Source organism: Micromonospora reichwaldensis, from assembly GCF_031845925.1.
In the GTDB taxonomy this organism is placed as follows: Bacteria; Actinomycetota; Actinomycetes; order Mycobacteriales; family Micromonosporaceae; genus Micromonospora; species Micromonospora reichwaldensis.
In genome coordinates this window covers 1-18045 of sequence record NZ_JAVRFL010000021.1, presented here as the reverse complement: position 1 = coordinate 18045, position 18045 = coordinate 1, and the positions used below count along the sequence as shown (strand labels likewise).

The 18045-nt window shown below is 68.1% G+C and carries 23 protein-coding genes and 3 pseudogenes; 23 read left to right on the top strand and 3 right to left on the bottom strand.

The window, feature by feature from the left end; all coding sequences use genetic code 11:
• The first annotated feature begins 15 nt into the window (after positions 1-15).
• From RM555_RS18380 to RM555_RS18290, 19 genes and pseudogenes are all read left to right on the top strand, one after another.
• Complete coding sequence (locus tag RM555_RS18380) at positions 16-936, top strand: slipin family protein (RefSeq protein WP_311412916.1); 921 nt, start codon at positions 16-18, stop codon at positions 934-936.
• A gap of 95 nt (positions 937-1031) precedes the next feature.
• Positions 1032-1826, top strand: a pseudogene (locus tag RM555_RS18375) (phosphoketolase family protein); the annotation flags it as partial.
• Positions 1812-2378, top strand: a complete 567-nt coding sequence (locus RM555_RS18370; protein WP_396888802.1) for a cation transporting ATPase C-terminal domain-containing protein — start codon at positions 1812-1814, stop codon at positions 2376-2378. The pseudogene RM555_RS18375 and the gene RM555_RS18370, both read left to right, overlap by 15 nt.
• 52 nt (positions 2379-2430) lie before the next feature.
• The gene (locus tag RM555_RS18365; RefSeq protein ID WP_311412914.1) at positions 2431-2763 is read left to right on the top strand and encodes a cupin domain-containing protein; all 333 of its coding nucleotides are present in this window, start codon (positions 2431-2433) and stop codon (positions 2761-2763) included.
• A gap of 79 nt (positions 2764-2842) precedes the next feature.
• The gene (locus tag RM555_RS18360) at positions 2843-3727 is read left to right on the top strand and encodes a universal stress protein (RefSeq protein WP_311412913.1); all 885 of its coding nucleotides are present in this window, start codon (positions 2843-2845) and stop codon (positions 3725-3727) included.
• A 290-nt stretch (positions 3728-4017) separates the two neighbouring features.
• Entirely contained in the window at positions 4018-4536 is a 519-nt protein-coding gene (locus RM555_RS18355) for a GAF domain-containing protein (protein WP_311412912.1), read from the top strand.
• Positions 4537-4837: 301 nt separating this feature from the next.
• Positions 4838-4978 carry a hypothetical protein gene (locus RM555_RS18350; protein WP_311412911.1) on the top strand — a complete coding sequence of 47 codons (141 nt, stop codon included), beginning with the start codon at positions 4838-4840 and terminating at the stop codon, positions 4976-4978.
• The gene (locus RM555_RS18345; RefSeq protein WP_311412910.1) at positions 4969-5577 is read left to right on the top strand and encodes a GAF and ANTAR domain-containing protein; all 609 of its coding nucleotides are present in this window, start codon (positions 4969-4971) and stop codon (positions 5575-5577) included. The genes RM555_RS18350 and RM555_RS18345 overlap by 10 nt, the downstream gene beginning before the upstream one ends.
• A gap of 567 nt (positions 5578-6144) precedes the next feature.
• Positions 6145-6357 carry a hypothetical protein gene (locus RM555_RS18340; RefSeq protein WP_311412909.1) on the top strand — a complete coding sequence of 71 codons (213 nt, stop codon included), beginning with the start codon at positions 6145-6147 and terminating at the stop codon, positions 6355-6357.
• A gap of 16 nt (positions 6358-6373) precedes the next feature.
• Complete coding sequence (locus RM555_RS18335) at positions 6374-6856, top strand: Asp23/Gls24 family envelope stress response protein (RefSeq protein ID WP_311412908.1); 483 nt, start codon at positions 6374-6376, stop codon at positions 6854-6856.
• A complete protein-coding gene (locus RM555_RS18330) occupies positions 6853-7188 on the top strand; it encodes a hypothetical protein (protein ID WP_311412907.1) in 336 nt (111 codons plus the stop codon). Before RM555_RS18335 ends, RM555_RS18330 begins: the two co-directional genes overlap by 4 nt.
• Before the next feature lie 26 nt (positions 7189-7214).
• Positions 7215-7397: a hypothetical protein gene (locus RM555_RS18325; RefSeq protein WP_311412906.1), complete on the top strand. Its 183-nt coding sequence runs from the start codon at positions 7215-7217 to the stop codon at positions 7395-7397.
• A complete protein-coding gene (locus RM555_RS18320) occupies positions 7342-7818 on the top strand; it encodes an Asp23/Gls24 family envelope stress response protein (RefSeq protein WP_311412905.1) in 477 nt (158 codons plus the stop codon). The genes RM555_RS18325 and RM555_RS18320 overlap by 56 nt, the downstream gene beginning before the upstream one ends.
• Positions 7815-8351, top strand: a complete 537-nt coding sequence (locus RM555_RS18315) for a DUF6286 domain-containing protein (protein WP_311412904.1) — start codon at positions 7815-7817, stop codon at positions 8349-8351. The genes RM555_RS18320 and RM555_RS18315 overlap by 4 nt, the downstream gene beginning before the upstream one ends.
• Complete coding sequence (gene amaP / locus RM555_RS18310) at positions 8351-8932, top strand: alkaline shock response membrane anchor protein AmaP (RefSeq protein WP_311412903.1); 582 nt, start codon at positions 8351-8353, stop codon at positions 8930-8932. The genes RM555_RS18315 and amaP overlap by 1 nt, the downstream gene beginning before the upstream one ends.
• 374 nt (positions 8933-9306) lie before the next feature.
• Positions 9307-9642 carry an AbrB/MazE/SpoVT family DNA-binding domain-containing protein gene (locus RM555_RS18305; protein WP_311412902.1) on the top strand — a complete coding sequence of 112 codons (336 nt, stop codon included), beginning with the start codon at positions 9307-9309 and terminating at the stop codon, positions 9640-9642.
• A gap of 8 nt (positions 9643-9650) precedes the next feature.
• On the top strand, positions 9651-10226 hold the full coding sequence (locus RM555_RS18300) for a hypothetical protein (RefSeq protein WP_311412901.1): 576 nt from the start codon (positions 9651-9653) through the stop codon (positions 10224-10226).
• A 591-nt stretch (positions 10227-10817) separates the two neighbouring features.
• Positions 10818-12284, top strand: coding sequence for an endo-1,4-beta-xylanase (locus RM555_RS18295; RefSeq protein ID WP_311412900.1), 1467 nt, complete (start codon positions 10818-10820; stop codon positions 12282-12284).
• Positions 12285-12478: 194 nt separating this feature from the next.
• A complete protein-coding gene (locus RM555_RS18290) occupies positions 12479-13861 on the top strand; it encodes an RICIN domain-containing protein (RefSeq protein ID WP_311412899.1) in 1383 nt (460 codons plus the stop codon).
• Positions 13862-13871: 10 nt separating this feature from the next.
• Here the strand turns inward: RM555_RS18290 and RM555_RS18285 are convergent, their stop codons facing one another.
• Positions 13872-14282, bottom strand: a complete 411-nt coding sequence (locus RM555_RS18285; RefSeq protein ID WP_311412898.1) for an FCD domain-containing protein — start codon at positions 14280-14282, stop codon at positions 13872-13874.
• 194 nt (positions 14283-14476) lie between these two features.
• Here RM555_RS18285 and RM555_RS18280 point away from each other — a divergent pair, with 194 nt between their 5' ends.
• Positions 14477-15211, top strand: a complete 735-nt coding sequence (locus tag RM555_RS18280; RefSeq protein ID WP_311412897.1) for an HAD family hydrolase — start codon at positions 14477-14479, stop codon at positions 15209-15211.
• 125 nt (positions 15212-15336) lie between these two features.
• On the opposite strand, the gene RM555_RS18275 is transcribed toward RM555_RS18280, so the two are convergent.
• Together RM555_RS18275 and RM555_RS18270 are read right to left on the bottom strand one after the other, a co-directional pair.
• A complete protein-coding gene (locus RM555_RS18275) occupies positions 15337-16167 on the bottom strand; it encodes an IS5 family transposase (RefSeq protein WP_311412990.1) in 831 nt (276 codons plus the stop codon).
• A 107-nt stretch (positions 16168-16274) separates the two neighbouring features.
• Complete coding sequence (locus tag RM555_RS18270) at positions 16275-16403, bottom strand: hypothetical protein (protein WP_255474673.1); 129 nt, start codon at positions 16401-16403, stop codon at positions 16275-16277.
• 5 nt (positions 16404-16408) lie between these two features.
• On the opposite strand from RM555_RS18270, the gene RM555_RS18265 reads away from it, so the two are divergent.
• The 3 genes and pseudogenes from RM555_RS18265 (at position 16409) to RM555_RS18255 (ending at position 17998) form a co-directional block, all read left to right on the top strand.
• Positions 16409-16990, top strand: coding sequence for a DinB family protein (locus RM555_RS18265; RefSeq protein WP_151452336.1), 582 nt, complete (start codon positions 16409-16411; stop codon positions 16988-16990).
• Positions 16974-17407, top strand: a pseudogene (locus RM555_RS18260) (transposase); the annotation flags it as partial. The gene RM555_RS18265 and the pseudogene RM555_RS18260, both read left to right, overlap by 17 nt.
• A 91-nt stretch (positions 17408-17498) precedes the next feature.
• Positions 17499-17998 (top strand): annotated as a pseudogene (locus tag RM555_RS18255) (X2-like carbohydrate binding domain-containing protein).
• Positions 17999-18045: the final 47 nt, after the last annotated feature.

The following is an 18045-nucleotide window of genomic DNA, read 5'->3' as shown; positions in this document are numbered from 1 at the left end:
CTCCGCAGCGATCGGGTGCGCTTCTCGCTGGGCACTGTCTCTCGCGCACGAAGATCCGGCTGCGGCCGAAGTCAGGAACCTGTCATGTCGTACGTGTGGCTCGTCGTCGTCCTGGTACTGGTTCTGTTCCTGTTGTCGCTGGCGTTGAAAGTTGTCAAGCAGTACGAGCAGGGTGTGCTGTTCCGGCTCGGCAGGGTCATCGGGGTCCGCCGCGCGGGCCTGACGGTGATCATCCCGTTCATCGACGTGCTGAACCGCGTCAGCCTGCGGATCATCACCATGCCGATCCAGTCGCAGGGCATCATCACCAGGGACAACGTCAGTGTCGACGTCTCCGCAGTCGCGTACTTCCGGGTCGTCGACGCGGTGAAGTCCGTCGTCGCGATCGAGAACGTCGGGGCCGCCATCAACCAGATCGCGCAGACCACCCTGCGCAAGGTCGTCGGGCAGCACACCCTCGACGAGACGCTGTCCGAGACCGACCGGATCAACGTCGACATCAAGACGATCCTGGACGTGGCCACCGAGGACTGGGGTGTCGAGGTTACCATCGTCGAGCTGAAGGACATCCAGCTGCCGGAGAGCATGAAGCGCGCCATGGCCCGTCAGGCCGAGGCGGAGCGCGAGAAGCGCGCGAAGATCATCGCGGCTGAGGGCGAAGCGCTCGCCGCGGACGCGCTCGGCGCCGCCGCGGACATCATGATGGCCCACCCCCTGGCGTTGCAGCTGCGTAACCTGCAGAGCCTGGTCGAGCTCGGTGTGGACAAGAACACCACCGTGGTGTTCCCGGCGCCGCTGATGAGCACGATCGGCGAGCTCGGTGCCTTCCTCGCCCGGGAGGCCGACGCGGCGAACGTCGCTCCGGCGCCGCGTGGCCCCGTCGTGGACGCCGCCCCGCCGGTCAACGGCGCGGTCCGCACGGTGCCCGCCTCCTGAGGCTGCCCCCCGGCGTGCCGTCGATACGTCGCGACTCGTCCCCCCGCCGCGCCACCGCGTCGCATGACGCTCCAAGCCGGAAAGGCGACACCCCGATGACCGTGACCAGCACCCCACCCGAGCTGGACGCCTCAACCTTCCAGATCGCCGACGCCCGACCCTTGGGCACGGACGAACTCGAACGCGTCGACGCGTACTGGCGGGCCGCGAACTACCTGTCCGTCGGTCAGATCTATCTGATGGGGAATCCGCTGCTGCGGGAGCCGCTGGTGCCGGAGCACGTCAAGCCACGGTTGCTCGGACACTGGGGTACGACGCCCGGCCTGAACCTGCTCTACGCGCACCTGTCGCGGATCGTCGCGGCCCGGTCCCAGAAGGTCATCTACGTGACCGGCCCGGGTCACGGCGGCCCCGGCCTGGTCGCGAACACCTGGTTGGAGGGCACGTACTCCGAGGTCTACCCGAGGATCTCGCGGGACGGGGCCGGGATGGGTCGACTGTTCACCCAGTTCTCGTTTCCCGGCGGTATCCCGTCGCACGTCGCGCCGGAGACGCCCGGGTCGATCCACGAGGGCGGCGAGCTAGGGTATTCGCTCTCGCACGCGTACGGCGCCGCCCTGGACAACCCCGACTTGGTCGTGGCATGCGTGATCGGTGACGGAGAGGCCGAGACCGGGCCCCTGGCGGCGTCGTGGCACTCCAACAAGTTCCTCGACCCAGTCGGTGACGGCGCGGTACTGCCGATCCTGCACCTGAACGGGTACAAGATCGCCAACCCGGCCGTGCTGGCCCGGATCGGCGACGACGAGCTGTGCGCGCTGTTGGTCCGGTACGGGCACAAGCCGTACCTCGTCTCCGGCGACGACCCCGCCACCGTGCACCAGCTGCTGCCGCTGCTCCCGGCCCAGATCCTCTGGATCAACGTGCTCACCCACGGCCTGCCCGGCCTGGCGATGGGCAGCGAGCCCGCCGACCCCGACGCCATGCGCCAGCCCCCACGCCCGCCAGCTGAAACCGTCCTCGGCGCCGGACTGTGGCAACGCGTCCTGCGCGTCGCGGCGGTCATCGCCGCCGTCACGATTGGCGTCGGCGTGTGGGCGCACACCACCGACCGGCCATGGCAGACCTTGACGTTCCTCGCACTGGGCCTCACCCAACTCGCCGTGGCCCTGGGATCACGCGCCCGCCCCGGCACAGCCGCCAACCCCATGCTGTTCGCCGCCGTCGGCGCCGCTCTACTGCTGCAACTCGCCGCCATCTACGCTCCGCCACTGCGTCAGCTGCTCGGCACCGAACCAGTCACCGCAACCGACCTGCTGATCGTGACGGCCGTGTCCGTCCTGGGCTACGCCGCCATCCGCCTCGACCGCCGCATCCACTCGACCGCACCACCACCAGCGGAGGTTGGTAGGCCCATTTCGGAATCCCCGGAGGCGACCTGAGCTGGCCGAGCGGTTCACGAGAACCCGCACGACGAGACTGACAGGATCTGTCATGCAGAAATTCTCCCTGCCCGCACTGGCCAGCCAACAGCTCAAGCTCGCGCACAGCGCCTCCAGCGGGCGTAGCAGCTCCACCGTTCACGGCGGCCACGAGCACCAACTCCGCCAGACGATGATCGCGCTGGCCGCCGGCCAGATGCTCAGCGAACACGAGAACCCCGGCGAGGCCACGGTCCACGTCCTGCACGGCCGGATCCGGCTCGGCGCTGGCGAAACGTCCTGGGACGGCGCACCTGGCGACCTGCTGATCGTGCCGAATCGTCGGCACACGCTGGAGGCGCTCGAAGACGCCGCGGTGCTGCTCACCGTCGCCAAGCACTCATGACCGGCCCGCTTCGCCGCCCATCCCACCGCCGTGGTGCAGGGCCCACCGGACATTCATCAGCATCCACCGGAGGTAAACCATGACCGGTCCAGCAATCCTTGTCGGAGTCGACGGGTCTGACTGCAGCCTCGTCGCCGTTGACCTCGCAGTCCATGAGGCCGCGCTACGCGGACGTCCGGTACGCATCGTGTACTGCGACCCATGGGCCGATCACCCCGCCTGGGCGCACAACGACCCGGCCGGCGAACTGGCCGGCGGAGTCCTGTCCGACCCGCAGCGGGCCATCCGAGCCGCCATCGACCGAGCAAACACCGACGAGGTGCCGGTGACCGGCGAGGTGCTGGCCGGGAACCCGACCACCGTCCTGATCCGCGAGTCAGCCGACGCGGACCTCCTCGTTCTCGGACACCGCGGTCGGGGCGGCTTTCCCGATTTGCTGCTCGGTTCGGTCGCGGTGACGGTGGCCGCGCACGCCGCCTGCCCTGTCCTGATCACACGTGGGACGCCGACGACCGGAGGTGAGGTCCTGGTCGGTGTGGACGGCTCGCCAAGCAACCACGCCGCTATCGGTTTCGCCTTCCACGAGGCCGCGCTTCGCAGTGTTGATCTGCGGGCTCTGCATACTCGGCGTGAATCGAACATCACCGACCACGGTTCGATGGCCATGGTCGACTCCGGGTCCGAATACGTCGAGCAGGACCAGGTCCTGACCGAAGCACTGGCGGGCTGGTCGCAAAAGTACCCGCAGGTGGTCGTGCAGCGGCAACTGGCGACCGGCCGAGCGGCACACGCGCTCGTCGCCGCCAGCGACCGCGCCCAACTTGTCGTACTCGGGGCCCGCGGACGCGGCGGGCTTCATGGTCGCCGCCTCGGCTCGGTCAGCCACGCCGTCCTGCACCACGCGGCCTGCCCGGTCACCATCGTGCACGACGTATCGCAAGAACAAGGGGTCGCGACAACCTAGACACGCCGCCCTCGCCACGATGCACCTCTATGGCTGTGATTGGGGTGGCGACATCGCGCGGGTTGACTTACCTGCAGCTACTCGACGGGTCGCCTCGACTGGCCAAATGCCGTGCCGCGGTCAGCTACCCGGCGGCTGTCCGTCAACTATTTGATGGAGTGAATCATAAACGAGCTTTTCAACGGGGTCAGATCCCGACACCGCACCGCTGGGCCTTGTTCAGGTTCGACGGACCCGCCAGGGCCGGCTGAGTCCGACAGAACCTGCCCGGTCGTATCCTTGGCGTGTCGGTGAGCACCGAGCGCAGGCTTCGGTTGTGGGCCCTGGCCGTGGCCGAGGCGCGGGGTGCGACCGTCGCGGTCGAGCACCTCTGCGGCGTGTCGGTGGCGGTGACCGGTGTCGACTGCGCAGCCGTCGCGGTGTGCCTGCGCGACACCCGACGGGAGGTCCTGGGTGCCAGTGACCTGGTGGCCTCCGACCTGGAGGAGCTGACCTTCACCCTGGGGGAGGGCCCCTCCGTCGACGCGATCAGCGGTGGTCCCGTGTTGGTCGCGGACCTCGCGGCGCCGCATTGCCAGGACTGGTGGTTAGTATTCGCGAAGGCAGCCATGGCTGTCGGGGTCCACGCGGTGTTCGCGTTGCCGCTGCAACTCGGTGGGATCCGTCTCGGCGTCCTGGACCTCTATCGGATGCGGGCCGGGAACCTCGACGACGAGCAGTTGGCCGACGTTGTGGTGATGGCTGACACGGTGTGCGCGATGCTGCTCGACGGCCTGCCGGGAAGGCGTTCGGACCAGGACGATCACTGAACCGAGCAGTCAGGCCTGCGGCATCCCGAGGTGCATCAGCCCACCGGGATGATCAGTGTCCAGTTGGGGGTTCCGCTGTCGGTGGCGCTCGTCCAGCTACGCGTCTTCGCCTATGCCCACGATCGGCGCCTGCGGGACGTCGCGAGTGACGTGGTCGCCCGACGACTACGTTTTGACCCCGAACCGCCGGAGAGCGGCCGGTGACGGGCGCGAAGATGGTGGAGTCGTTTGCGGACCGTCCGCACTTCTGCGGTGTCGCCGAGGACCGTGCGAGGCTATGGTGTGAGCGAAGGTTGGTGACATGACCGAGAGCCAGTTAACGGACGTCCTCGTGGAGATGGCCGACACGCTCGTTGGCGACTTCGATGTGGTCGACTTCCTGCATGTCCTCACCAACCGGTGCGTCGAATTACTGCGCGTCTCCGCGGCGGGGTGCTGCTGACCGACCAGCAGGGCGCGCTACAGGTGGTGGCCGCCTCCTCCGAGCGGACCAGACTGCTGGAGCTGTTTCAGCTGCAGATCGACCAAGGCCCCTGTGTTGATTGCTTCCGCACCGGCAGGCCCGTGTCGGTGGCCGACCCGCCCAACGCGGACCGGTGGCCGAGGTTCGCCGCCGCCGCCGAGGTCGGCTTCGCTTACGTACATGCCGTGCCCATGCGCCTGCGCTCCGAGGTGATCGGGGCGCTGAACCTGTTCGACGTTCACCCGCGCACCCTGGACGAGAGCAAGCTGCGTGTCGACAAGGCCCTCGCCGACGTGGCAACCATCGGGCTGCTCCAGCAACGCGCCATCCACCGCAGCTCGATGCTCATCGAGCAACTCCAGACCGCGCTCAACAGCCGGGTCCTGATCGAACAGGCAAAGGGCGTCCTCGCTGAACGCCTCCAGGTTGATGTGGATGAGGCGTTCGCCCTGATGCGCAGCGGCGCTCGAAGCCGCAACCGGCGGTTGTCCGAGTTCGCCCAGGCAATCATCGGCGGCTCGGAGGATTTCTCCCCGGCTGCGGTCGCCCGCCAGCCCGGGGTGCCGACACCACGATAGAACCCAACGCTCGCGTCGCGGTTTGACGTGATAGGGCGTACGATGAGGTTGTCGCTCAGGTCCCCGGTGGCAAACAGCCCAAAGCCGTAGAGTGCCCCTGATTTGCCAGCAGGGGCGTCCACCGAGTCGACCCCTGATCACGCAATTTGCAGCCATGTGGACTATGACATGGCAGCGCCCTGCCCAGTGGGGGTGCCGCATTGCTGCGTGTGATCCTGGCGGTCTGCGCCGATCAGCCATCGGATAGTCGTCACAATCCACTACTACGGCTGGGCTCGCGGTCTCATTCATCGAGTGGTGCCTTTAACATCGAGTGGTGCCTTTAAGGACGCAATGAGGCGATGCTGCTTCGACGAGCGCCCCGGCAGGTCCTACGCGTCAGCTGATCGTCGGCGGCGGCCTGAGCTTCGAGCCTTGTGGCGACGAGGCGATCGACGGGCCGGCCACCAGGCCCGTCCGGCTGGTGAGGACCGCGGACTGAATGGTTCCACCTCTAGCTCCCAACTGGCGGAGACCGCCGAGCAACGCCACACAGCGGCGTCTGTTTGACGGCAAGTAGAAAGAACGATGGGTGTGATGGTCGATACCGCCGATCAGCAGTCAGTCGCCTTTTTCTACGATGGCCGTCCCCTGGGCGTCATGATCCCCGCGAACCCGTCAACGCCATTGACTTCACGGCAATCGCCAGCTCGCGGCGCTTCCTCCGGCAATCAACCCAATGCCACTGCGGCGATCGACGCCGCACCCACTCCGCAGGCGTCCAATAGCGCCTCATCATGAAGGAGTACGTGTTCTGATGACAACGGCAATGACCAACAACGAGCAAGCCACACCGACAGCGCCAGCAAACAGCACAGTCACCCTGCCACGCACGCGGCAGAGCCGACTGAACACCGCCGAGGGCAAGATCACCGTCGCCGAGAACGTCGTCCAGAAGATCGCCGGGATCGCTTGCCGTGAGGTGTCCGGGGTAAATGCGATGGGCAGCGGCACCACTCGCGCGTTTGGCACTCTCCGTGAGCGGATCCCGGGCAGCAACGGCCCGAACGTCGCCCAGGGCGTGGGCGTCGAGGTCGGCGAGACCCAGGCAGCGATCGATCTGGACATCGTCGTCGAGTACGGCATCAGCATCGCCGAACTCGGCCGCAGTATCCAGCGCAACGTCAAGACCGCGATCGAGCGGATGACCGGCCTGGAGGTCGTCGAGGTCAACATCAGCGTCGACGACGTGCACATGCCCGAGGCACCCGAGGACCGTCCCGAGTCCCGCGTCGCATGACCGTCACCGTCCTGGCCGGGCGGCCGTTCACCGCGATCGTCGACGGGGTCGACGTCGACCTCGTAGCCGCCGCGGTGCGCGGCTGCCCGGCCGTGGCGGATCTGGTGGCCGGAGCGCCTTCCGGCGCGGCCACCTATCTCCCCGGCCGGCGGATCGACGGGATCACCGTCACCGCCGGCACGGTCCGGATACAGGTCCGCAGCCGCTGGGCACCGGCCACCGAACTCGCCGCGCAGATCCGCCGCGCAGCTGGCGCGGTGGCACCGCTGCACCGCGTCGATGTGATCGTCGCCGACATCGAAGACCCACCGCCCATTCGGATAACCCGATGACGGAACAGACTGGGAGAGAGAACGCCATGAACCGCATGTTCCTGGGGACCATCGTCGGCCTGGCACTGGGCTTCGCCATTGCCTTCGGCGGCTTCGGACAGATGCTCATCGTCGCCCTGTTCGGCGGCCTCGGCCTCGCAGTCGCCCGGGTCCTTGCAGGCGACCTCGACCTCAGCGGCTACCTGCAGGGCCGACGGAGCCCTCGATGACCCTGACCGCCGAACCGGACCTCCGCCCCTGGCCAGTGCCGCCGAAATCGGACGAATCACTATTGCCGACCGGGTTGTCGAGAAGATCGCCGCGCAGGCCGTCCTCGAGATCCCCGACGCGGGCGGCGCCGCGCCGCGGGTGTTTGGCCACGCGATGCCCGGCGCCGGACACCTCGGCATCCGCCGCACCGGCCTGCGCCAGGCGCCGAAGGCCTCCGCGGACGTCGACGGCCGGACCGTCTACCTGGACCTGGCCATCAGTACCCGGTGGCCCGCTTCCATCGTCCACGTCAGCACCCAGGTACGCGAGCATGTCCAGAACCGGGTGCATGACCTGACCGGTCTGACCGTCGCCGAGATCCGGATCAGCGTCACCGGACTGATCACCGCCTCCAACCCCACCGAACGTGTTCGGCCGTGAGAGTCCTCAACCGCCTGCTCGCGCTGCTCCTGGCTGTCGGCGCTATTCTGGCCGCGACCGTCGGGGTGATCGAGGTGATCGCGCAACGCGCCGACCACCGCCCGGTGCTTCTCAACTGGCCCGGCGTCTACGACTGGGCTGCCCGCACCTCATGGGGCGCGGCGCCTGTCCTGCTACTCAGCGTCGGCCTGGTGGCAGTCGGGCTGCTGCTGCTTATCGCGCAGCTCACACCACGACGTCCGGCCCGGCTGCCGATCGCCGCCGTCAACGTGGCCACCGACGCCGCGATCACCCGCCGCGGCCTGGCGCACAGCCTGCGGCGGACCGTCACCGGCATCGACGGCGTCAGCCACGCCCACGTCACCGTCCGGCGACACCGCGCCCGCATCAGCGCCACCACCCGCGCAACCGGCGACTCCGACACGGGCTCGCTGCGGACAACCCTGACTGAAGCTGCCCGACAACAGCTCAACGCCCTGCACCTGAGCCGCCCACCGAGACTGTCGGTCCGGGTCACCACCCGGGAGCGCTGATGCACGCCGACCGCACCACCCGCGCCCTGCTCACTGTCCTCGGCATGGCTCTGCTAGCCGCCGGCACTGCAGGGATCCTCGCCGGCACCGACGTCCTCGGCCACCACCTCGCCGACCGACACCTGACCGACAACCCGATCGCCCGGTACCTCGGCGACAACAACGTCTGGTTCTGGCCGGTAGCCGCCCTCGTCGGCCTGGCCGCGGCCATACTCGCCCTGCGCTGGCTCATCGCCGTCCTGACCCCACGCTCACGCGCCGCCGACATCACCATTACCTCCGCTCCATCCGCAGGCTGCACATCGCTGGACGCCAACGCCCTCACCGACGCTGTCACCACCGAGATCAATTCCTACAGAGGCGTCGACACCAGCCACGCAAAGGTCTATGGGAGCCCCACCGATCCCCGGCTCACGATCACGGTGCGCACCGAAGACTCCGCGAACATCGCCGCCATACGAGACCGCATCGAGAGCAACGCCCTCGCTCACATTCGCCAGGCCCTCGAACGGCCAGACCTGCCCATCATCCTCAACATCAACATCGGTGATCGACAGTCCAGCCGAGCCGCCCCGCGATGAACGACGCTGCCACCAACTACTTAACCCGGCGAGGGTTGCTATCCACCGATCGGGATGGCGCCGACGATGCGCAGCCCGAGTTGGGCATCGGTTCGTGTCAATCATCGGACACCAAATTGCAGCATCCATGCTGTGTTTCGCGTACTGGTGGTCAGGCGCACTTGACCACGCGAATCTGATCTCTGTCACCGCCTCTACCGGCTTGGCTCCGGACGAGGGCGGTGGTCGTTGTGGCTGAGCCCTCGATAGCTTCGGTCGTTCCTCCGGTTCTGCTTCCGGACCAGTCGAGGGCCGCTCGGGCCGGCTCCGCCGCTCCGTTGCGTCGGGCGCCCTTACCAATGCCGGCTCTCCCGCAGCAGCGCACCGAAGCGCGGATGTATCGCCTGGCTTCGGTCGACAGCAGCGGCCGGATCCGTGCTCGGGCGATCATCGGCGCGCTGGGCTGGGGGCCTGGCGTGCGGCTGGACATCCGTCACGGTGCTGGGGCCATCGTCGTGCGCCGTGATCCCCGGGGAGTCTTCACCGTCACCGGTCAGGGGCACCTGTCATTGCCGACTGCGGTGCGGCACTGGTGCGGGCTCGGAGCGGAGGAGCGGGTCCTGCTGACCGCGGAGCCCGCCGCGAACCTACTCGTGGTGTATCCGCCAGGGTTGTTGGACGAGATGGTCGCCCACGCCGAGCGAGCGGTGCTGGGTAGTGATGACGCGTGAGCGCAGCTATGGCGGGCAAGGCGGAGCTGGATGCCGCGCGGCTGTTGCTGTCGCGGATGGGCATCTCGCCCGCCGACCTGATGGAAGCGATGGCGGATCGTCCGCCGGCGCCGACGTTCGCGGAGTACGTGCCGGTGGTGGCCGCTGCGGTCAGTGCCGGCAACCGGCGCGCGTACGGGTCCTACTGGAAGCGTGTGGTCGAGCAGTGGGGCCAGCGGCGCATTGACGAGCCGACGCCGTCGGAGATCGAGCGGCTGGCGGAGTATGTCAAGACGCACGTCGTCGCCCGGCGCAACGCCCGGGGTGGGCGAAGCGCGGCCGAGCACCTGATCGCATCGTTGCGCTGCCTGTACCGGCGGGCGGTCGCCGACGGGTTGCTTTCGGAGGCGGACAACCCGGCGCTGAAGGTGGCGAAGCCGCGGCGGCTGCCGAGTACGCGGCGAGCGTTGGCGGACGCCCGGTTGGCGGAGATCAACGAGGTCGCGGCATCCACAGCGAGGATCACCCCCGCGTGCGCGAGGAGCAGCGTCTCCGTGTGCAGCTCGATCTTCCCGTGCGGGATCACCCCCGCGTGCGCAACCTGACGCACGCCCGCAGCGCGTCAGGGCGCAGCGCGGAACTCGCCGTTCGACCGGGGCCATGATATCGCTAACATTACTCGACATCTATTTCCCTGACCGAGGTCGCCGGCCCGGACACCCAGTCGGGATGTCGCGGTCCAGCGGGGCCGACGCCGGCTTCTCGCTCGCCGAACCCGATCTCTCGGACGTGCGCCCCCGGCGATGCGCGCCGCGCCCGGCGCGCTCCGACTGTGCCCCGGAGGTGTGGGCATTGAGGCGCCGGCACGTATTGACGAACGAGATGTTATCGCTCACCCTCGATGTCGAGGATGACGGCACCTGTGGCTCACCGGGCGAGCTCGCTGGCCGAACCTCGCGTCCAGGGCATCCCCAGGGGTGCGCGGACGTCGCTTCAGGACGATCAGCAGCTGTGTGCGACAGCCGGTCGGACTGCCCGTGCCAGCGCGGACCGGCCGACGACGACCGGCGGAGCGCACCTGGGCGGCGTCGCCACCCACCCGTCTGACCGTCCGCGAGGCGCGTCCGCCGTCCCGGACCGGCTTGCCCGAGCGAACTGGCACATCACCACCACCGGATTCACCGGAAAGGAAAGCCATGAGATCCAAGAGAACCCTGCTGTCGACGATGGCCCTCGCCGTCGCGTTGACCGCGGGTATGACGGTGGCGCTGGCCCCGACGGCCAGTGCCGGGACGACCCTGAAAGCGTCCGCCGCCGAGAAGGGGCGCTACTTTGGCGCGGCCGTCGCGACGGGCAAGCTCTCCGACAGCCAGTACGTTGGCATTCTCAACCGCGAGTTCAACAGCGTTGTCGCCGAGAACGAGATGAAGTGGGACGCCACCGAGCCGCAACAGGGTCGGTTCAGCTACACGGGCGGTGATCGTCTCGTCAGTCACGCTCGAGCCAACGGCATGAGCGTGCGGGGTCACGCCCTGCTGTGGCACGCCCAGCAGCCGGGTTGGGCGCAGAGCCTCTCCGGTAGCGCGTTGCGCAACGCCGCGATCAACCATGTCACCCAGGTCGCCACCCATTTCCGAGGCCAGATCCACTCCTGGGACGTGGTGAACGAGGCGTTCGCCGACGGTGGCAGCGGCGGTCGGCGTGACTCCAACCTGCAGCGCACGGGCAACGACTGGATCGAGGCGGCGTTCCGCGCCGCCAGGGCGGCCGATCCCGGCGCGAAGTTGTGCTACAACGACTACAACACCGACGGCGTCAATGCGAAGTCGACCGGTATCTACAACATGGTGCGGGACTTCAAGTCCCGGGGCGTGCCGATCGACTGCGTCGGTTTCCAGTCCCACCTGGGAACCTCGATCCCGGGGGACTACCAGGCCAACCTGCAGCGCTTCGCCGACCTCGGCGTCGACGTCCAGATCACCGAACTCGACGTCATGAAGGGCTCCAACCAGGCCAACATCTTCGCCACGGTCACCCGCGCCTGCCTGGCCGTCGCGCGCTGCAACGGCATCACGGTCTGGGGGGTGCGGGACAGCGACTCCTGGCGCGGCGACGACGACGCCCTGCTGTTCGACCGGTCGGGCAACAAGAAGGCGGCGTACGACGCCGTTCTCAACGCCCTCAACGCCGGCACCAACCCGCCCACCACGCCTCCGCCGGGCTCCCCGGTCGACACCAGCGCCTGGTACGTGCTGGTGAACCGGAACAGCGGCAAGGCGTTGGACGTCTACAACCTCGCGACCAACGACGGCGCCCGGATCACCCAGTGGTCCCGCAACAACGGCAACCAGCAGCAGTGGCAGTTCGTGGACTCCGGCGGCGGCTACTACCGGGTGAAGTCCCGGCTCTCCGGCAAGGTGCTGGACGTCTACAACTTCTCCGGCTCCGACGGTGCGGCGATCGTGCAGTGGAGCGACGGCAACGGCACGAACCAGCAGTTCCGCCTCGCCGAGTCGGCCGGGGGTTACCTGCGCCTGGTCAACCGCAACAGCGGCAAGGCCGTGGAGGTGCAGGGCGGGTCCACCGCCGACGGGGCGAACATCGTCCAGTACACCGACTGGGGCGGCAACAACCAGCAATGGCAGCTGATCCGCATCGGGTAGCTGGTCCTCCGTTCGGTGGCGCGGACAGCATCCGTTCGCGCCACCGCAGGCGGGCAACCGGCCAGGGACGTGCGCCGGTGGCCGCATCGCGCCCGTACGACGAACACCGTGCTGACGCCACCAGACGTCGGCACGCACGCCAGGCCACCCGCGTGCGTTCCGCTCGCGGGTGACCCCGACCAGAGGAGTGGACCATGAATGCCATCGGTGCGGGTCGTCGCGCCCTTCCACCGAGACATCGCTGGCGGTCAGGGCTGGCCGCGACGGCTGCGGCGGTCATCGCGGCCAGCACGTTGGTCGCCGTGGACGCGGCCCCCGCGGCTGCGGCGACCGTGGACACCAGCGCCTGGTACGTCTTGCTGAACAGGAACAGCGGCAAGGCGCTGGACCTGTACGCCTCGGCCACCAACGACGGTGCGCGGATCAGCCAGTGGACGCGGAACGACGGGGCGAACCAGCAGTGGCAGTTCCTGGACTCAGGTGGCGGCTACTACAGGCTGAAGTCCCGGCACTCCGGCAAGGTCCTCGATGTGCACAACTGGTCGACCGCCGACGGCGGAGCGATCGTGCAGTGGTCCGACACCAACGCGACGAACCAGCAGTTTCGGCTCGCGGACTCGGACGGCGGTCACGTCCGGCTGATCAGCCGGCACAGCGGCAAGGCCGTGGAGGTGCAGGGTGCCTCCACCGCCGACGGTGGGAACATCGTGCAGTACTCCGACTGGAACGGCGCCAACCAGCAGTGGCAGCTTGTCCGGGCGGGCAGCGACGATCCGCCGCCGGGAGGCACCGGGTGCGGTAGGGCCCCGACGCTGTCCAGCGGCACGCACACGATTCAGAGCAACGGCAAGAGCCGCTCCTTCATCCTGCGGGTGCCCACGAACTACAACAGCAACAACCCCTACCGGCTGATCTTCGCGTTCCACTGGCGCGGCGGCACCATGCAGGAGATATCCTCAGGCGGCACCAGCGGGACGGCCTGGTCCTACTACGGGCAGCAGGAGCAGTCGAACAACAGCGCGATCCTGGTCGCGCCCCAGGGAATTGGCAACGGCTGGGGCAACGCCGGCGGTGAGGACGTCACCTTCGTCGACGACATGATCAGACGGATCGAGAGTGACCTCTGCGTCAACCCGAGGCAGCGGTTCGCCCTCGGCTTCAGTTGGGGCGGCGGCATGAGCTATGCGCTCGCCTGCGCGCGGGCCACCGTCTTCCGGGCGGTCGCGGTCATCTCCGGCGCACAGATCAGCGGGTGCAGCGGCGGTACGCAGCCCATCGCGTACTTCGGGCTGCACGGCATCTCGGACAACGTCCTGAACATCGCGCAGGGGCGTTCGTTGCGCGACACGTTCGTCCGGAACAACGGTTGCACCGCCCAGAACCCGCCCGAGCCGGGGCCGGGCAGCCGTACGCACATCACGACCACCTACTCCGGCTGCAGGGCCGGCTACCCGGTCCAGTGGGCCGCGTTCGACAACGGTCACATGCCCGGACCGGTGGACGGGACGTACGCCGAGAGTGGCGTCACCACCTGGACCAAGGGTGAGATCTGGAGGTTCTTCGCGCAGTTCTCGTGACGCAGACGGGTCAGGCGGCGCCGGCCCTCGCGACGCGGGGGCCGGCGCCGCCTGACGTCGGGCCGGGATGGCGAGGATCCTGAGCGCCGGCCTCCTGGCCGGGCCAGCGTTGCAGGCGGGTCGGCTTGCCCGAACCGCTGCGGCGGACCAGCCAGGCCTCGGTGATGTGGGTGAACATGGCCTCGGCCGCGCCGTCCGGGTCGTGCGCGGCGATGCGCTCGTAGATGCGCCGGTGGCCGCGGTTGGACGCCACGCACAGGGAGCGTTCGGTCCGGCCCATGTAGCGGGCGGTGTTGATGACCTGGCTCTCCAGCGCCTGTACGACACCGCGAGCGATGCGGTTCCCGGACGCCTGCATGACCGTCGCTGATCGGTCGGCGATGAAGGTGCTCCAGTGGGCGCCCGGACTGCGATTGAGCATCAGGGAGCGCCACGGGCTGATTGTGTTTCCGCGGATCCACAAGGCGTCTTCAAGGTGGCAAAGGAAGGGCTTGTCCGGCTGCCGGCCGAGTGGTCGGTGATGCCCTGGGTCCGGTTACGGGGAAATCCATGGGCCATGACCCGCGATACCGTGAGCGCCGTGCGGACAGCGGTCGACTTCCAGGGAGTCGTGTGATGACGATGCGGGTGAAAGCCGTCCTGCTGGACCTGGACGGCACTCTGCTGGACCACACGGGTGCCGCGGAGAAGGCATTCCTCGCCGCCTGCCTGCAATGGCTTCCCGACCTCGACGAGGAGGCGCGGTACGAGGCTCACGCAGAGTGGCAGCGGTTGGAGGCCGTCCACATGCGGGCGTACTTGGACAAGACAATGACCTTCCAGGAACAACGGCGGGCTAGGCTCCGCGGTGTGCTGTCCGCCTACGGCCGAGACACCGGAGCCGTGAGCGACGACCAAGCCGATGACCTCTTCACGCTCTACCTGCGCCACTATGAGAATTCCTGGGCAGCGTATAGCGACGTCCCGGAGGTGATGCGTTTCCTCGGCGGGGCACCCGCCGGTGTGGCGGTGTTGAGCAACGGCGATCGCGCGCAGCAGGAAGCTAAACTGGCCTCGCTCCGTCTCCCCTCGACGCCACCGCTGTTCACGCCCTCCGACGTCGGTGCTTCGAAGCCGAATCCCACAAGCTTCCTCGGCGCCTGCGAGCGGATGGGCTGGGAACCCTCCGAGGTTCTGTACGTCGGTGACGATCTTCAGGGCGATGCCTTAGCCGCCGCCGCCGCGGGATTACGGGGATGCTGGCTGGACCGGCAGCAGACGTACGGGGCCGCGGCGCCCGAGGGCATCCTTCGCGTACACAGCCTGTTCGACCTTGCGACGGCCGACCTCTTCGACCGGAGCGCGGCCTAGCTGTGCTGTCCAGGGACGTGGCGGAGCAGTACCCGAAGTCGAGATGAAAGTGCTCCGGTTCGCCTCTGTCGGGGGCGGGCCGGCACTAAGAGGGCATCTGATCCCGCTTGGCGAGGTGAGTCCGATTAAGGGCTTTCGTTTCGCCAGGTTAGGGTGGATTCTCCGGTGAGATAGCGGCTCATTGTGTTAGCCATGGCCCAATGGATCATCGCTCGCGCTCGCTGGGGAAGAGTCTCGTAATCGCGGGCGAGCCGTCGGTGTTGCATCAGCCAGCCGAAGGTCCGTTCCACGACCCACCGGCGAGGCTGGACGTGGAACCCTTTCTCCGCGCGGCGGGGCACCCGTTCGACGTCGATGCCGAGCCCGGCGCCGTGTCCACGTACGCGTGTGTTGTAGCCGCCGTCGACCCATGCCTTGACCACGGCTGGATGGTCCGCGGAGACGATGTCGAGCAGGTGCCGGCCGGCGGTGGAGTCCTGCACCGACGCGGCGGTGACGACTACGGCCAGGAGCAGGCCGAGGGTGTCGGTGGCGATGTGTCGCTTGCGTCCCTTGATCTTCTTCGCCGCGTCGATGCCCTGGCTGGACTCACCGACGTTGCTCGAGGTCTTCACACTCTGCGAATCCAGGACCACCGCCGAAGGGCTTGCGCTGCGGCCTCGAGCAACCCGGACCCGTTCTCGCAGCAAGTCGTGGATCCGCTGCGTGGTTCCGTCCGCTTCCCACTTGGCGTAGTAGTCGTACACCGTCTTCGCTGGCGGGAAGTCGTGCGGCAGGTACTCCCAGGCGATCCCCGTCCTGGCCACGTACAAGATCGCATTGACGATCTCCCGCAGCTCATGCACCGGCCGATTGATCCCCAAGCCCACCCGGCCAGCCCGCCACGCGGCCAGCACCGGCTCGATCAACGCCCAACGCTCGTCCGACAAGTCCGACCGATACCCACGCCGCTTCACACCCACGACCCGATCAACGAACCAAATCCGCCATCGCCACGACCGAACGTGAATCAACCACTACACGGATCAGATGCCCTCTAAGGCGTGTTTCGTAAGAGGTTGTCTCACGTGGCAAGTCTCGCGAGCTTCTTGTAGCAGGTCAGGGCGGTGGCCATGGCCAGGCCCCGGCTCTGCCGGTCGTTGCGGACCACGTACGGGATCTTGAGACCACGAGTAGCCCATGGCAGGCTCATGCCGCGTGATCGATGATTTCGCGAAAGCCAACCTGCACGGGAGACTGCGGCGGGACCGCAAGGCGCTGCTCTGGAAACTCGACGGCTTGTCCGAATACGACGCCCGCCGACCTTTGACAGCGACCGGGACCAACCTCCTCGGCCTGGTCAAACACGTGGCCACCGTCGAGGCCAGGTACTTCGGCGAGGTCTTCGACCGCCCTTCCCCGGAACCGCTGCCCCGGTGGCAGGACTCCAACGGCAGCGATCTGTGGGCGACCGAGGACGAGACCCGCGATCAGATCATCGCGTTCTACCGGCGCATGTGGGAACACTCGGACGCGACGATCACCGCGCTTCCCCTCGACGCCCCCGGCCACGTGCCGTGGTGGCCGGAGCCTTATGCCGACACGAACCTGTTCGCCATCATGGTCCATGTCCTTGGCGAGTCCATCCGGCATGCCGGGCACGCCGATATCCTGCGCGAGGGCCTCGACGGCCGGACCGGGTTGCGCGCCGAACACGAGAACCAGATCGACGAGGAAGCCCGTGCAGCCTACTGCGCGAAGATCGAGCAGGCCGCCAGGTCGGCTGACGAGGCGGCATGACCTGACCGACGGGCAGTGGGCTGTTCTGGCTCCGCTGCTGCCTCCCGCGCCAAAACAGGTCGTCCGCTGAAGTGGGAGAAACGACAGCTCATTGATGGATCCGGTGGCGGATCCGCATCGGCGCCCCATGGCGGGATGTCCCGGCTGAGTCCGCGCCGTGGCCCACCGTCTACGGCCTGTTCCGCCGGTGGCAGCGGGACGGGACCTGAGGACAAGATCATGTCGGCGTTGCAGGCCGCGGGCGATGCGCAGGGCCGGATCGGTTGGACGGTGAGCGTGGACTCGATGACCAGCCGCGCCCACCAACACGCCGCCGGCGCCCGCATCGACGGGCATCTGCAGAAGGAGCCGCCAGGCGGCGTGCACGACGAGCCGGCCGATCATGCGCTGGGCCGCTCGCGGGGCGGGCTGACCACCTAGACTCACCTGGCTCGCGAGCAGGGGCAGAAGGTGCGCGATCCCGGCGAAGTCGCTGACGCTGAACCTCAACGGCCTGACCTTTCAGGGGTTGTGGCAGGGGAGCACGGCGCTGGCGAACGGTGCCGACCACACCGTCTCCGGCAACACGCTCACGCTCACCCCGGCCGCGCTCACCCGGCTGGCCGGCAACCGGGCGTACGGCGTCAACGCCAGCATCGAGGCCCGCTTCTCGGCGGGCGTGCCGTGGCGGATCGACGTCGTCACCTCCGACCCGCCGACCCAGGCTGCCGCGACGGGGACGACGCAGTCGTTCGCCGTCCCGACCCAGTTCCGCGGCGACCAACTGCCGCCATGGAGGCGAAGTACGCCGACGGCAGTCCCGCCGGACCGGCGGACTGGACCCCGTACGAGGAGTTCTGGCAGCACTTCCAGCCCGACTACGCCGCGTCGACGATCCTTCTCAAGCCCGAGTTCTTCGCCGAGGTCGACGATGGCGCCGTCACCCTCACGTTCCACTTCTGGAGCGGCGCGCGGACCGCGTACCGCATCACCAAGACCGGCACCACGGTGACCGGCAGCACCCTCTGACGTCCGGCGGCGGCGCGGCCAGGCCGGCCGCGGCGCCCCCGCCCACC

Coding starts and splice junctions, on each gene's coding strand:
- RM555_RS18285 (WP_311412898.1), bottom strand. CDS start 14,282: ATGCTCAATCGCAGTCCGGGCGCCCACTGGAGCACCTTCATCGCCGAC.
- RM555_RS18335 (WP_311412908.1), top strand. CDS start 6,374: ATGACAACGGCAATGACCAACAACGAGCAAGCCACACCGACAGCGCCA.
- RM555_RS18290 (WP_311412899.1), top strand. CDS start 12,479: ATGAATGCCATCGGTGCGGGTCGTCGCGCCCTTCCACCGAGACATCGC.
- RM555_RS18295 (WP_311412900.1), top strand. CDS start 10,818: ATGAGATCCAAGAGAACCCTGCTGTCGACGATGGCCCTCGCCGTCGCG.
- amaP (WP_311412903.1), top strand. CDS start 8,351: ATGCACGCCGACCGCACCACCCGCGCCCTGCTCACTGTCCTCGGCATG.
- RM555_RS18330 (WP_311412907.1), top strand. CDS start 6,853: ATGACCGTCACCGTCCTGGCCGGGCGGCCGTTCACCGCGATCGTCGAC.
- RM555_RS18305 (WP_311412902.1), top strand. CDS start 9,307: ATGTATCGCCTGGCTTCGGTCGACAGCAGCGGCCGGATCCGTGCTCGG.
- RM555_RS18280 (WP_311412897.1), top strand. CDS start 14,477: ATGACGATGCGGGTGAAAGCCGTCCTGCTGGACCTGGACGGCACTCTG.
- RM555_RS18300 (WP_311412901.1), top strand. CDS start 9,651: ATGGCGGGCAAGGCGGAGCTGGATGCCGCGCGGCTGTTGCTGTCGCGG.
- RM555_RS18360 (WP_311412913.1), top strand. CDS start 2,843: ATGACCGGTCCAGCAATCCTTGTCGGAGTCGACGGGTCTGACTGCAGC.
- RM555_RS18350 (WP_311412911.1), top strand. CDS start 4,838: ATGACCGAGAGCCAGTTAACGGACGTCCTCGTGGAGATGGCCGACACG.
- RM555_RS18340 (WP_311412909.1), top strand. CDS start 6,145: ATGGGTGTGATGGTCGATACCGCCGATCAGCAGTCAGTCGCCTTTTTC.
- RM555_RS18270 (WP_255474673.1), bottom strand. CDS start 16,403: ATGAGCCTGCCATGGGCTACTCGTGGTCTCAAGATCCCGTACGTGGTC.
- RM555_RS18325 (WP_311412906.1), top strand. CDS start 7,215: ATGAACCGCATGTTCCTGGGGACCATCGTCGGCCTGGCACTGGGCTTC.
- RM555_RS18365 (WP_311412914.1), top strand. CDS start 2,431: ATGCAGAAATTCTCCCTGCCCGCACTGGCCAGCCAACAGCTCAAGCTC.